Source organism: Lysinibacillus sp. FSL W7-1291, assembly GCF_038593415.1.
GTDB lineage: Bacteria > Bacillota > Bacilli > Bacillales_A > Planococcaceae > Lysinibacillus > Lysinibacillus fusiformis_D.
In genome coordinates this window covers 925,510-938,792 of the sequence record NZ_CP151994.1, presented here as the reverse complement: position 1 = coordinate 938,792, position 13,283 = coordinate 925,510, and the positions used below count along the sequence as shown (strand labels likewise).

Sequence of the window (13,283 nt, the reverse complement as noted above, 5' to 3'; positions counted from 1 at the left end):
AAGGGATGCTAGTAAAATTCTAGCATCCCTTTTTCGCTCTATTATTTCGGCTGTAGTTGCTTTAAATAGCTAATGGCATCGTCAACCGTTTTCACCGGAACGATTTTCATTTTAGTTTTGATCTCTTTGGCCGTTTTAACAGCCGTCGAATAGTTAGATTCTAGCTCTGGGTATTTCGCTTTCATTTCTTGAGAAATTTCATCATCGGGCGCGAAGAAGATTTCCATGTCGTCCCGATCAGCGGCAATGACCTTATAATCAATCCCGCCAATTCTACCAACCGATCCATCTACTAACATTTCACCCGTACCAGCAATAGCATAACCCTTTGTTAAATCTTCATCAAGAAGCTGGTCCAATATTTCAAGTGTAAACATCAAGCCAGCAGAGGGCCCTCCAATATCCTCTGTTTTCATCGTCACTTTTGGCATTGTTTCAATCGATTTACTTTCCGTATAAGAAATACCTAACCCTGCTCTATGTTCCTGTGTATTCGGAATCTCCTGTAAGGTAATCGTCTCCTGTTTTTGCTCTTCATTACGTATAAATTGTATTGTTACCTTATCTCCAAGCTGTTTAGGTTTTAAAAGGTCAACAAGCATTTGCTGGCTAGTTATTTTTTGACCGTCAACCTCGATAATTTCATCCCCAGCTTTTAAAATGCCATCAGACGCTCCTCCATCTAACACATTTAATATAAATACACCGTTAAAATGAACTTTAGTCTCTAATCCTGCTCTTTGGAAAGCTACATATTTCGCATTAAATTGGGAATCAGACATTAATTTTAACTGTCGAATATTATATTCCTCATCATCCTCTAAAGGATTGCGTACTTGTTCAATATCCATTAGCTTTTGATATTTTTGAACTTTAGCCCACAAATACGAAAATGGGGTGGCTTGCTGCATCGCGACAGTCATTAAGCTTAAAGACCCCACACTATCAGCCTCTTTGCTATCTACCGTCACGAATTTACTGACATCATATGCACTTCCAGGTTTCATAATATACGCGTCTAGTCGGTATAACATCATAAAACAAATCACGACTATTAACACTGCATAAATACCAATTTTTTTCTTCACTTGAAAACACCTCCTAGGACGCTTGCAAAACCATACGTTCATGTTTTTGCCTTTCTCACATATATTGATTTTAGCATTTGCCTATGTGAATGACAAAAAGTTGAAACGAGTTGATAACATGTTTGCTACAATTCAAATAGTGCTCTGCGTAATTCTAATTCTCTTACTCTTGTTATTCCCACAAACCGCTCATAGTGGTACTGATTTAGGCGTTAACCTTTTCATGGAAGCACTTTTTCCGTATTTATTGCCGTATCTAGTATTAACACAATGGCTTCTGCGTTTAACTGCCCCTATGCGTACTAAAACGAAAAGGGCCTCATTATACGTACAAGCCTACATTATTAGCGCACTTGGAGGCTATCCAACAGGGGCAACAACCATTGTTTATTTAAAAAATAGTGGTCAATTACACCCCAAAGAGGCAAATTTTCTACTAGCTGTTTGTCATGCACCAAGTCCACTGTTCGTTTTAGGTTTTGTAAGTCTTGATTTACTACACAGTAATACGTTTGGATGGTTGTTTTTATGTTTACTACATACGTTTAATATTTGTTGCTTAGTAATTGGCTACTACTTATTTCGCAAAACTGACCCACCCACTATTTCCGTACACAACACACCACTGTATAGTGCACCATTTTCAGAAAGTATTAAAGAAACAGCTCCAACAATTCTGTTAGTTGGTACAACCATCATCTTTTTCACAACCATTCAGACCATTGTCCAACAGGGGCTAGATCAACTAATCCCTAAACTTCCCTATACGATTGAACTTTCTCTTGCAGCTATTCTTGAGGTGACGAATGGTCTTAAAATGACCGTTACAGCCTTCCCAGATCTTCCACATATCACCTTACTAGTTGTCATTTTATTAACGATGCAAAGTATTAGTATTCACTTACAAATCTTCGTTATCGCAAAATCAGCAAAACTTTCTGTCAGACCCTATATCAAATTCCGCCTCCTTAGCATAATCATTGTTCCGACTATTTATGCTCTATTTTTTCTGAAATAATGATCGCTCTATGTACCAAAAAGAGGATGTCACTTTGCTTTGACATCCTCTGCATAATTATTGCGCAAAATCATATTTATCTTGTAAAGCCTTTACGACACAAGTAGGAACTAGCTCACTAACATCGCTACCGTATTTCGCAACCTCTTTTACTATACTGGAACTTAGGAATGAATATTGGTTTTTCGTCATAATGAAAAATGTTTCAATTGTTTCATCTAGAAAACGGTTCATAGAGGTAATTTGCATTTCATATTCAAAGTCTGAAACAGCTCGTAAACCACGTACAATGGCCTTCGCCTTTTTTTCTTTAGCATAGTCTATTAAAAGACCTGAAGAGCTTTCTATACGGACATTCGGTAATGCTTTTGTTACTTCAGCCATTAAGGCCATGCGTTCCTCTACAGAAAACAACGGATTCTTTGCTGAATTGTTTAATACTGCTACATATACGATGTCAAACACATCTGCCGCACGTTTGATAATATCAAGATGGCCGAATGTGACAGGGTCAAAACTTCCTGGAACTACAGCAATTTTCTCAGACAACTTATTCTCCCTCTTCCTCTGTACAGCGATAAACAGAAATAATTGTTCCGCCATATGTTTCTTGTCTTGTTAACACAAACTCACCAAAATTTCGAGGCAATTGTACCTCTTTCGCATGTTCACATAATATAATACCATCTCGTTGAACTTTATCATTGTCCACAAGAATCTGAACTAAATCATAGTATTCCTGTTGATGGTAAGGTGGATCTAAAAAGACATATTTAAACGTAAGATCACGTTTTAACAGCGCTTTCACAGCACGCTTTGCATCAATACGAAAAAGCTCTGTATCTTCTTCATAACGACATTTTTTTATATTTTCTTGTAGCACTTGGAATGCTTTTGCATCTTTTTCAATAAAGATTGCTTGCTCTGCCCCACGACTTAGTGATTCAATGCCCAAGCCACCGCTTCCTGCAAACAGGTCAAGCGCGATTCCTCCATCAAAAAACGGACCTATAATATTAAAAATCGATTCCTTCACTTTGTCCGTTGTAGGTCTTGTCGTATTTCCAGCTATTGCTTTTAGCGGCATTCCTTTGCGCTCTCCTGCTACAACTCTCATAACAGCATATCACCGTACTTTCATCCATATAAAGTATTTTTGCAGCGAAAGGATGACCCTCCGCTGCAAAAGTTATTGTTGTTCTTGTGTTAATACTTGAATTCGCTCGTCCTTCTTTTGTAGTTCAACTAGGAATAAACGTTGCAACCAAGCTTCTTCCACATAATAATGATCAGCAATTTTAATAATTGGCTCTGAAATTGTTGCATATCTCCGCTGATTAAATACATAGAAACCAGGCTCTTTCGGGAATCGGAATGTGCGATGCTCGCTATTTACGTAATAGCCATTCTTCCCTTCCTCAGCCGAATAGCCAAGATAAGGCAATAACGTATCTGCCGTATACAACACTTGACCCTCATATAGAATAACATGAACGTCTTCTTTTAATACATCATCCACATACACATCACGAGCATCCTCAAATAAGAGCGGATATGTTCCATCTTTCTGAGCTGCGTTTAATGTAAAATAAGATGTTTTCGCATCTAACGCTTGTGATAAATACTTGTCCAATGTATCAGGCGAAAGCGGTTCTTCCCCAAGGTTTTTCAGCTTTTCCTGCCAAGCTTGCTGTTGACTATCTGTCATATAGTCATTTAATGTCTTAACCATTTTCTTTGTTTTGTCTCCACCAATTGAATCGTTTACTAAATAGGATGCCACAACTTCAGGCAACCATTCTGGAGAATCTACAAATTTAAATTGTGATTTGATTTGTGATAAAATCACTTCCTGCTCAACGGCTTGTGCAGTAAGTGTTGGTAAAAATAACAATCTTTCATCATGAGCTGTTACCGGACTTTTTTCTTGAATAATAGCAATATGCTCATCATTCAAAAACTGCAAGCTTTCTAATGATTTTAGGAAATCATTAGGAATTGACTGCTGTGCATAGATAGATAAAATCGGTGTTTGCTCTTGTACTTTAAGTTTACCTGCTTGCCAATAAAGATCTTGAACGGTACCGTTTCCTTTAAACATTGTGTAATTCACAAGAGACAGTTGTTGTTGCCCTACTAAAGGTAAACCTGTAATCCACTGTCCATTCACTTTACTATCTGTAGAAATATGAACAATTGAATACGATGCTTCACCATTTATTAGTGTAGCAAAAACATTTTGAAGGAGCATCTTATTTTTTAAGCCGCCCTCAATTGGAATTATGTATGACACAGATTGTGATTTCGTTTCCCCTTTGGCAAAATAAGAGACCTCATCTGATAAACGATCACAGCTATTTTCGCTCTCGATAAAACAACTAGGATTTGTCGCTTTTTCTGGCCATTTAATTTTCACCTTTTGATTTGGTAAATTTTTGAAATGTTGGCGAATATCTAAGCTATTTTCACGATAGACAATCTCTATTTCTTGAGAGTAATGAAAATCCCCTATGCCTGTTTCTAAATCAGATGAATAAGCATGATACTGGAAAAATATCGTTCCTGTAATAATTAGTGCTAAAATAGAAAAAAAGCTTAATGCAAATTTCATGTGCTTGACCTCCCGCAGCATGATACTATGAGTATTGGAAAGGATGTGCAATTATTATGCCACAACAATTTATAGAATTAGGAGAAGGCTATGGTGATGTTTACGAGTTACTCGAAATTATCAAAACAAATCAGGAACGCTTTCATCAAGCCTTTATACTAACATCTACAAAAGAAGATAAAAAGGTGATCTCATTAGCTGTAGCTCTCAAACCAGTTGGTGAAAGTAAGTTCATGCCTATCTATATTTGCCGAGAAGGCATCCCATATAATGAAGAACAACCTACAATGCGACAAAAAATGTTTGAAGCACAAATAGAACAACTCGATCGGAAAGCAGTTGTTGTAGAAATAAAGCACTCATCTATATTTTCGGAATCAAAACTATTTTATCAATACTTAATCGGTATATTAAGACTAAATAACTATATACCTGCATTGACGTAAGATTATAGACCTACTTTGTAGTCATATTCCTTTGCTTTATCTGGTTTTGCATTTTCATATTCAGTTTTCACAAATGGACGATAAGACTCCACAACGTCTTTCACAAATGGAAGGCGTTGTAGTTTTGTTGTCATCATATCAATGTCCTCACGATTACAGTAAAGCACTACGTATTTTTGCCTTCTTGAAATATAAAGAACATGACCATATTTCCGAAGAGATTTAGCATGTTTTAATTGATGGACGTAAACGATTAGCCCTTGTCGTTCGTTCATATTGGATTCCCTCATTTCTTACATAAAAGAATACCATAGACCGGAAAATGATAGCAACAGAGTTTAGCTGACAGAAAGCTCAATTTTCCGTTATAATGGAAAAGCATACTGCGAGAAACATCGTAGAGATATGAATTAGTTGTTTTCATGGAACATTTACGCCTCCGCGTAATAGCTCCGTATTTTTTTGCTTTTGCATATATCAGCATGAAAAAAGCATCATTCACTTCTACTAGCTATTAGTTTTAGTAGGTACTTTAATTATCAATACTGACAATGAATTCACCATTACTTTTTATATGAAGATAATTGTTAAGGAGGACGAATATGGGTAAGAAAACAAAAATTGCCCTTGCTATTGCTGCGGCAAGTGCAGCGGCTTGGGCAGGTAGTAAAGCTATTTCTAAACCACAGCAACGTGAAGGCAAACAAGCATTGCAATTTGATCGCCCCATCATTCTGGCGCATCGTGGCGGGGCTCTTTTAGCACCTGAGCATACAATGATCGCATTTGAAAAAGCAGCACAGTTAGGAGTCGATGGCTTTGAAATTGATATCCGTTTAACAAAAGACGAGGAAATCATTGTTTTCCATGATGATACAGTTGATCGTACAACGGATGGCTATGGTCTCATTGCCGATATGACCTTAGCAGAAATCAATGCCTTAAATCACGGCTATCAATTTGAAGATTTGGATGACGCTTTTCCATATCGAGAGGAAAAAATTAATGTAGTGACATTACGAGAGCTACTTGAAACTTATCCAAATATGCTCATCAATATTGATATTAAAGATGCTCCAGATACTTATGAGGGAAGTTTGATGCCTTCTAAACTTTGGCGCTTAATCGAAGAGCTAGGCGCTGAACAGCGTGTCGTTGTGACAAGCTTCTATGGTGAGCAAATCGATCGTTTTAATTTATATGCCCAAAATCAAGTAGCACTTGGTGCCGGTGAATCAGATGTGAGAAAAGCATTTGCCTCCTTCTCAAGTCAATTTGGGCACTTATATCATCCGAAAGTTGATGTTTTCCAAATCCCACCTAAATCAGGCGTTATCGCATTAGATTCACCTAAATTTATTCAATTTTTGAATCATCTCAACATACCTGTCCACTATTGGACAATCAATGATATCGACACGATGAAAAAATTAATCCATAATGGCGCCAAGGGGATCATTACAGATCGCCCTGATATAGCTGCTGAATTATTACAGGAACAAGAGTCGTTATCATGATACGAACATAAAGGGGAAGGACACTAGTTACGTGCCTTCCCTTCATTTGAATGTTCTACCTATATAATGAGCAGATATGGGCTTGTCTAATCTGATGGATTTCATGAGCAATAATATATTGAAGAATTACTGTATTCGTTTTCTTCCCCAGAAACCGTTACTAACTCGTCATGGTTCCCACGATAGCTCCTTAAAAATGGGCCAACTCCCTGTCTTAAATCTGAGGAAAGCCTCTAAATCTTAATAATCCTCAAATCGAGTATCCAATCCTTTTGACCTTGCATACCACGGATCCAACTAGACTATAATATAAAAGGATATTTGTAAGGCCATCCAATAAAGCTACTTGATTTAGAACCTTTTTAGCAGCCTAAACAACTTTTTTCCTATCCTGTCACCAGGGATGACAGCCATTCAAGTATGTTTCCTCCTATCAATTGAAAAAAGACTGTAAACAACCTCCTGTGAATACTTGGAGTTGTCTACAGTCTAGAAGAGATGTGTAACATACACATCGTATTTTATGCTGAGCAAGAGCATGAGCCGCCCGAGCCACATCCTCCTCCGCAAGATGAACCAGATGCAAAGAATGGGTTACTAACAGGAACTTTTACAGCTTCAGAGACTGTTTTACCTATTAATAGGCTAATCTCATCGAGTAAATCCTGAAAATCGTTTTCAGCAATTTTTAAAGCTGAAACTTTTTCATTCAAGTCAAGTGCCCTTTTCTGTTGGCGAATTGACTTCATGATTGTATGGTAGTCTGGATGATATTTTCCGAAACGTTGTACATCTTCGTACTGCTCTTTCATGCGATTAAATGCGTAAATAGCTTCTACAATTTGTGCATCACTATAGACTGCATCATACGCTTGCTGTAGCGCAATCGCAGGTTCTGAGGAAAGAATCATCTCACAAAGCGCTTCGGTCTCATCCAAAATGAGTACCCAGTCAGAGGTCATCATCATTTTTAATTCCCCCAATCTCTTTCCCATCATAACAGATTTTATGGTAATTTTACATTATTGATACTTTTAATGAAAGAGGTTTGCCAATTAATGACAAAATCTAAAGGACAGATAGAACAATTACTAGCTGAAATTTTACAAGAAAGTACTGAGGAAGATGAAGAAGTTTTATTACATCTTTTAAATGGGCTAAGAGAGAAGCAGCAAGGCATTCATCGTCGTTATCTTAATGCTGCCCTACATATGGTAGGTAAATTTGAGCCTGAAATTAGTGAGGTTCGTATCCCTATTACACCAGTTATTCATAATACAATTAAGGTGCCTCATGGTGGCATTATTGCGACAATTGCCGATGCAGCTATGGGCGGACTTGCTTCACGCTCTGTACCAGAGGGATATAATGTGGTTACAACGAATATGAATCTATCGTATATTGCCACAACAACGAATAAAGAATTGATTGCACGCGGTCGTTTTGTTCATAAAGGACGTCAAACACTCGTCATGGAATGTGATATCGAAGATGAGACAGGTCGCAAGCTGGCTATTGCTACAGGATCTTTCTTTGTTATTCAGCGTCGTCTGTAATGAGACTGGCAAAATAATCTTTGATGCATTGTTGATCGGAAAAAGGCAATTTTTGATTTTTAATTTGCTGTGTTTGTTCATGCCCTTTTCCGGCCACAAGGACAATATCGCCCTTTTTCGCCTTTGCTAACGCTTGATGGATAGCAAGCTTCCGATCTAAGTAAATTTCATAATATTGTTGCTCTGTAAAGCCTGCAATAATGCTTTCATTTATCACGATTGGATCTTCATCTCGTGGATTATCTGTTGTTAAATAAATAACGTCCGCGTATTTACTTGCTACCGCTCCCATGGCGAAGCGCTTCGCCTTATCACGATTTCCACCACAACTAAAAACAAGGTAAATTGTTTTGGAACGATTAAAGGTTTGTAAAACGGCTTGTAAGGCTTCTGCTGTATGCGCATAATCTACATAAACCTCTATACCCAAAGGATTATCAATCTTCTCAAGTCGTCCTTCTGGTAGTTTTAAGGACCACATATGACCAACTAGATCTTCCATCGGGACACCTAGGCGCCATATAGCCATTAAGGCAGCAATAGTATTTTGTACATGATATTTTCCGACAAAAGGAATTTCCACAATATGCTCACTCGCTGTTGTTTGTAAGCAAAGTACGGTTTTTCCAACTGTTTCACTGACAATTTGAATATGTAGATCGTTGTGATTATCAAAGCCAAATGAACAGGATTTTTTCTTATCATAAATCCCTACAGAACGACAAAAGTTATCATCTCCATTTAATACTAACTTTTTGGATAAATCGGCTAATCTTTTTTTTGCACGTTTATATGCTTCTAAACCACCATGATCTTCTAAATGGTCTTCTGATAGATTTAAAAATACACCACAGTCAATATCGCAATGGTCGAGTCTATGCTGCTGTAAGCCCATTGAAGAAGCTTCTAGCACAACATGTGTAACCCCTTTTCGTACACATTGCTTTAATATCGGATGCAATTCTTTGGCCTGCAATGTTGTTAGTTGCTCGTAAGCCGTTTGTTGTTTCTCGCCATTGATGAAAAAGCCAACCGTTCCAATAACTGCTGCTTTTTTATGTAAGGCATTTAGAAGCTGACTAACAAAATGGCTCACCGTGGTCTTTCCATTTGTACCGGTAATGGCAATAACCGTTAAAGCCTCTGCTGGAAAAGCAGCAAGCTTCGCACTCGCATACGATAAAAATAATGCTGTATTCGGAACCCACACAAAAGGAATTTCTTTATCCATAATCGGCAAAGAAATACTTTCTTCCGAAACAATGGCAGCAGCCCCCCGTGCCAACGCTTCTTTAACAAAACGACTTCCTGATGTTTTTTTGCCCTTTCGTACAATAAAAATGTCGCCGGGTTGTACGGCCTGTGCATAATCTTCTACGCCTGTAATTTCTGTTCGAATGGATCCTCCTGTCACACTACATGGCCAATCTTTTAATAACTCAGCTAGTTGCAAGCCTCATTCCCCCTTTCCGTTCTCTATCATATGACGGCGTTTGTAACGGTGTGACGAAAAATGTAGAAGCCCACAGTGAAAGTACTACCTTATAAAAAAATAAAGACAAGCTCGGCTATTCGAGCTTGTCTTCAAACTGATATTCTGTTGTTAGGATGAGGAGGATTGCTCTGTATTCTCTACAGGGTCCTCACTATCTGGTTCTTTATTTCTCTGTTCTTCGTTATCCTGTTCTTCAATATCTTGTTTTTTTCTATCTTGCTCTTCACTATCCATCGTCTGTGCAGTAGGCTCTATATAGATTTGCGTATAATAATCTACGAAAGCACCGGAACCAACGCGTGTATATCGATCATCCAATAACACCTTCCTATGTTCAGGCGAATTTGTCCAACCATGCATAGCTTCTATCGCATCAAAATAAGCAGTGGCAAGATTTTCATTCGCTGCACTATAGTCGATGTCATGTGCCTGTAATCTCTTTTTTAAATCTCCATTAGTTGGAGACTCATGTGATAAGAAATTTTGCACCTTCATATCTTCACTATGCATTTTTGCAGCTTCTTCTAATGATTCATCCATTGCTAAAGGTGGTAATTCATGATGTACCCTCGTAACATTTAAGAGATCATCAAGCTGTTTGGCGCTAGCTACATCGATTTCTTGCTGCAAAAATGAAGACGGTGGCGTACGTCTCACTAGTTCACCTTGATAACTCATTTCATATGGTTGATGAAGGACAAGTGTTTCACTGTCTGTATAACGTATTCCCTGTAGCTCACTTGTCTCCCTATCTATATAAAGCTGTGCATAAAGGCCATCAAATTTGACAAGCAACCTTGTTTGCATATCTTCTTCACTCATCGAGAAAATGAAAATATTTTCTCCCACAGTGGCCGCTACCTCATAATCAATAATCGTCATACGGTATATTTCATCGCGTTTTTGTCCAACTTTAAAAGGAAATGCATCGATTTCTTGTCCAGCTATGTAAACTTGCGTTACAATATTATTTTCAACACCAATCATAAAAAACGTAGCAACATCTTTATTGTAGACCCACCATTGATAGCCAAATGAAGACGGTTCTTTTCTCGTTGGTTCCCCATATTGCTCTAAAACGGTTTGAATGCCTTTTCCTACCAAAGTTGATATGCCTGTTTGAGGTCGTGTCATTGCTCCTACAGCAGACTGTTGCTTTAGTTGTGTTTGAGGGATTATATTAGAATTGGTATTTGGTCCTTCTAACGGCTCATTTTCCTGCGGGGTATTGAAAAACATAAAGCCAATTAATGCAATTGCGCCACAAACCATTAAAATGCGGAATAAAGCTTTCATACAGGACTCCTTTTCATCACCATTATTGTAAGTTATTATATCAATTGTAATTGGGTTGACACAATGTTGTCATTGCAACAATGTCGAATATGCTCTATTATAAAAATGAGCGTATACTTTGTACGAGAACCTAAAGGAGGACTATACATGTATTTTGAAAATACTAACCTTGAAAATTTAACAGCTGATCAAGAACTAATTGTCAGCATTATGAAAAAGCATGGTTTAGAATGTGATGGCGGTTGGGATTACGAACGTATGACATTCGATAAACGTTTCGATACTCGTGAAGGTCGCTATTACCTACGCGTATTCGCATATGCCATTTCTGGTGATGTAGGTGCACACGATGCCATCCTTACGTTAATGAAACCAGCCCTAGGTAAATACTATTACCCACATGGTGTTGAATATGGGGATGATGAAGTTTACCCAGCACATCTTGTAACAAAATGTGAAGAAATCTTAAAAAAGGTTAAATTAGAATTAGATCAATTCTCAATTGAGCCAACAAATAAAAATAACTTCGAACCTGTTAACGCACGCTAATCTTTATTAAACTAAAGTGACAGCAAGTATAGCGTAAGTAGCTTCATTTTATGAAAAGACTGGTGGTCCAGTCTTTTTTTATTTTGAGTAAAAAAATTTTTTCTCCTCATACTACCTATATCTATTACATGGATGTAGGTGAGAAAAATGTTATCTTTTTTTAATCGTCCTTTTTTTCGGCATCCCATAATCGTCATAGCGATTGGGCTTCTGCTTCTCTGGTTCATTTCTATATCGTTACCAATCCTCCTTGCCTACTTAACCGCGTTACTTTTAGAACCGATTATTGTTCGAATGTGCAAACGGTTTCGAAAAAAACGTAAAATAGTTGTTTTCATCTTTTTTTTATTTTTTCTCAGTATCTCTTTATTATTATGTACACTTATACTCTATATAAGCTGGAAACAATTTTCTTCTTTTATCATCGATATTCCTGAGTACCTTAATCAACTATCGGCCTTATGGATTCAAATGCAATCCAAGCTCAGTAACTACACCTATCATTTACCTGTAGAACTCGTTTTACAAATTCAATTCATGATTGAAAATGCTTTAGCCTCTATAGAAAAATTCGCCATATCCTTAACAAATGTGAATGTATTGTCTACTTTACTAACATATATCCCCTCCCTTTTATTTGATGTTTTTGTTTATTGGATTGTCTTGTATATGTTGCTCTTAGATTTGCCAGCCATTAATCGGAAATTATTAATGCCCTTTCCTTTTCACTATCATCAAAAAATCATTTTTATTGGGCAGCGCGTTAAACTAGCCTTATTCGGCTTTTTAAAAGCACAATTGCTTGTTGGTGCTAGTATCTTTGCGATATCCTTCGCAGCATTTTATTATTTAAAAACGCCATTTCCCATACTGTTAGCTTTATCACTCGTTGTATTAGATTTTATCCCTTTTCTCGATTCATTTATCCTTTTAGTCCCATGGGCCATTTATCAAGTATTTGCAGGCGACTATATATATGCTGTCGTTCTAACGTTACTAAATGTGGGGCAATTTCTAGTCCGCAGAATGATTGAACCAAAAATTATTGGTGATAAAATTGGCCTTTCCTCCTTAAATACCTTCATTGCCATGTTTATCGGCTTTAAAATATTTGGTTTTCTTGGGATATTAATAGGCCCTTTACTTGTTGTAGTGATACTTTCTATATTTCAACCAACTACAAAAAATCTCCCACCTTTACAATAATAAAGAGGGAGATTTTTTTTAAAACCCTAAAATGGCTTTAATAACGGATGTTGTTTCACCTGGTTCAAATAAAATATATAGCAATAAATAAACAAGTACACCAGTGATGGCAACAAAGAACCAAATAATACTTGTGATTGGTCCAATACGTCTGTGTAACTTAATATTTGTTTTCAAACCCGAAATAATGCTAACGATACCAAACACGGCTCCAGATGTCGCCAAAATAATATGGAAAATCAAAAAGAACGTATAATATGGTTTTAAATGTTCTCCACCGCCAAAAGCCGTATTTCCAATAAAGATTGTACGGGATGCATAGATAATAAAGAATATAAGTGCCGCAACACCTGCAGCAAGCATTACTTTCTTATGCCCCTCTACATTTCTTTTTATAATTAAGCCCCATCCTATCGCTACTAGTACAGCACTAATGACGATAAACGATGTACTAATAGTAGGCAAAATTTGCAATTCCATTGTCAAAACCCCTTATACAAA

15 protein-coding genes are annotated in these 13,283 nt (G+C 37.2%); 6 read left to right on the top strand and 9 right to left on the bottom strand.

Features of this window, described 5'->3' with window-relative positions; genetic code table 11:
* Positions 1–41: 41 nt before the first annotated feature.
* Positions 42–1,088: a SepM family pheromone-processing serine protease gene (locus NST76_RS04340; RefSeq protein ID WP_036125288.1), complete on the bottom strand. Its 1,047-nt coding sequence runs from the start codon at positions 1,086–1,088 to the stop codon at positions 42–44.
* Positions 1,089–1,206: 118 nt separating this feature from the next.
* Between NST76_RS04340 and NST76_RS04335 the strand changes: the two genes are divergently transcribed.
* A complete protein-coding gene (locus tag NST76_RS04335) occupies positions 1,207–2,106 on the top strand; it encodes a hypothetical protein (protein WP_230593889.1) in 900 nt (299 codons plus the stop codon).
* Between the two features lie 57 nt (positions 2,107–2,163).
* On the opposite strand, the gene coaD is transcribed toward NST76_RS04335, so the two are convergent.
* The 3 genes from coaD to NST76_RS04320 all read right to left on the bottom strand — a co-directional run bounded on the left by coaD (position 2,164) and on the right by NST76_RS04320 (position 4,717).
* A complete protein-coding gene (gene coaD / locus NST76_RS04330; RefSeq protein ID WP_036125293.1) occupies positions 2,164–2,655 on the bottom strand; it encodes a pantetheine-phosphate adenylyltransferase in 492 nt (163 codons plus the stop codon).
* Position 2,656: 1 nt separating this feature from the next.
* A complete protein-coding gene (rsmD, locus tag NST76_RS04325) occupies positions 2,657–3,223 on the bottom strand; it encodes a 16S rRNA (guanine(966)-N(2))-methyltransferase RsmD (protein ID WP_058843462.1) in 567 nt (188 codons plus the stop codon).
* Between the two features lie 72 nt (positions 3,224–3,295).
* Entirely contained in the window at positions 3,296–4,717 is a 1,422-nt protein-coding gene (locus NST76_RS04320; RefSeq protein WP_036125299.1) for a hypothetical protein, read from the bottom strand.
* Positions 4,718–4,773: 56 nt separating this feature from the next.
* Between NST76_RS04320 and NST76_RS04315 the strand changes: the two genes are divergently transcribed.
* Complete coding sequence (locus NST76_RS04315; protein ID WP_036125301.1) at positions 4,774–5,163, top strand: hypothetical protein; 390 nt, start codon at positions 4,774–4,776, stop codon at positions 5,161–5,163.
* Positions 5,164–5,165: 2 nt separating this feature from the next.
* Here the strand turns inward: NST76_RS04315 and NST76_RS04310 are convergent, their stop codons facing one another.
* Positions 5,166–5,438, bottom strand: coding sequence for a YlbG family protein (locus NST76_RS04310; protein WP_036125303.1), 273 nt, complete (start codon positions 5,436–5,438; stop codon positions 5,166–5,168).
* Between the two features lie 327 nt (positions 5,439–5,765).
* On the opposite strand from NST76_RS04310, the gene NST76_RS04305 reads away from it, so the two are divergent.
* The gene (locus tag NST76_RS04305) at positions 5,766–6,680 is read left to right on the top strand and encodes a glycerophosphodiester phosphodiesterase (protein ID WP_340810022.1); all 915 of its coding nucleotides are present in this window, start codon (positions 5,766–5,768) and stop codon (positions 6,678–6,680) included.
* Between the two features lie 521 nt (positions 6,681–7,201).
* Here the strand turns inward: NST76_RS04305 and NST76_RS04300 are convergent.
* Entirely contained in the window at positions 7,202–7,648 is a 447-nt protein-coding gene (locus tag NST76_RS04300) for a YlbF family regulator (protein WP_036125306.1), read from the bottom strand.
* Positions 7,649–7,738: 90 nt separating this feature from the next.
* Here NST76_RS04300 and NST76_RS04295 point away from each other — a divergent pair, with 90 nt between their 5' ends.
* Positions 7,739–8,236: a PaaI family thioesterase gene (locus tag NST76_RS04295; RefSeq protein ID WP_340812628.1), complete on the top strand. Its 498-nt coding sequence runs from the start codon at positions 7,739–7,741 to the stop codon at positions 8,234–8,236.
* Here NST76_RS04295 and NST76_RS04290 read toward each other — a convergent pair.
* Positions 8,217–9,689 (bottom strand): UDP-N-acetylmuramoyl-L-alanyl-D-glutamate--2,6-diaminopimelate ligase, encoded by a 1,473-nt coding sequence (locus NST76_RS04290; protein WP_036125315.1) that lies wholly within the window; start codon positions 9,687–9,689, stop codon positions 8,217–8,219. The genes NST76_RS04295 and NST76_RS04290 overlap by 20 nt on opposite strands.
* Positions 9,690–9,839: 150 nt before the next feature.
* Positions 9,840–11,027: a CAP-associated domain-containing protein gene (locus NST76_RS04285; protein WP_036125317.1), complete on the bottom strand. Its 1,188-nt coding sequence runs from the start codon at positions 11,025–11,027 to the stop codon at positions 9,840–9,842.
* A 147-nt stretch (positions 11,028–11,174) separates the two neighbouring features.
* On the opposite strand from NST76_RS04285, the gene NST76_RS04280 reads away from it, so the two are divergent.
* Positions 11,175–11,576: a YugN family protein gene (locus tag NST76_RS04280; protein WP_051891699.1), complete on the top strand. Its 402-nt coding sequence runs from the start codon at positions 11,175–11,177 to the stop codon at positions 11,574–11,576.
* A 147-nt stretch (positions 11,577–11,723) separates the two neighbouring features.
* Positions 11,724–12,782 carry a sporulation integral membrane protein YtvI gene (gene ytvI, locus NST76_RS04275; RefSeq protein WP_080717108.1) on the top strand — a complete coding sequence of 353 codons (1,059 nt, stop codon included), beginning with the start codon at positions 11,724–11,726 and terminating at the stop codon, positions 12,780–12,782.
* 18 nt (positions 12,783–12,800) lie between these two features.
* On the opposite strand, the gene NST76_RS04270 is transcribed toward ytvI, so the two are convergent.
* Positions 12,801–13,262, bottom strand: coding sequence for a DUF420 domain-containing protein (locus NST76_RS04270; protein WP_036125319.1), 462 nt, complete (start codon positions 13,260–13,262; stop codon positions 12,801–12,803).
* Between the last annotated feature and the right edge of the window lie 21 nt (positions 13,263–13,283).

Excerpts from the sequence above, each read along its gene's own strand:
- NST76_RS04335 (WP_230593889.1), top strand. The coding sequence starts at position 1,207 with ATGTTTGCTACAATTCAAATAGTGCTCTGCGTAATTCTAATTCTCTTA.
- rsmD (WP_058843462.1), bottom strand. The coding sequence starts at position 3,223 with ATGAGAGTTGTAGCAGGAGAGCGCAAAGGAATGCCGCTAAAAGCAATA.
- NST76_RS04320 (WP_036125299.1), bottom strand. The coding sequence starts at position 4,717 with ATGAAATTTGCATTAAGCTTTTTTTCTATTTTAGCACTAATTATTACA.
- NST76_RS04315 (WP_036125301.1), top strand. The coding sequence starts at position 4,774 with ATGCCACAACAATTTATAGAATTAGGAGAAGGCTATGGTGATGTTTAC.
- NST76_RS04310 (WP_036125303.1), bottom strand. The coding sequence starts at position 5,438 with ATGAACGAACGACAAGGGCTAATCGTTTACGTCCATCAATTAAAACAT.
- NST76_RS04305 (WP_340810022.1), top strand. The coding sequence starts at position 5,766 with ATGGGTAAGAAAACAAAAATTGCCCTTGCTATTGCTGCGGCAAGTGCA.
- NST76_RS04300 (WP_036125306.1), bottom strand. The coding sequence starts at position 7,648 with ATGATGATGACCTCTGACTGGGTACTCATTTTGGATGAGACCGAAGCG.
- NST76_RS04295 (WP_340812628.1), top strand. The coding sequence starts at position 7,739 with ATGACAAAATCTAAAGGACAGATAGAACAATTACTAGCTGAAATTTTA.
- NST76_RS04285 (WP_036125317.1), bottom strand. The coding sequence starts at position 11,027 with ATGAAAGCTTTATTCCGCATTTTAATGGTTTGTGGCGCAATTGCATTA.
- NST76_RS04280 (WP_051891699.1), top strand. The coding sequence starts at position 11,175 with ATGTATTTTGAAAATACTAACCTTGAAAATTTAACAGCTGATCAAGAA.
- ytvI (WP_080717108.1), top strand. The coding sequence starts at position 11,724 with ATGTTATCTTTTTTTAATCGTCCTTTTTTTCGGCATCCCATAATCGTC.
- NST76_RS04270 (WP_036125319.1), bottom strand. The coding sequence starts at position 13,262 with ATGGAATTGCAAATTTTGCCTACTATTAGTACATCGTTTATCGTCATT.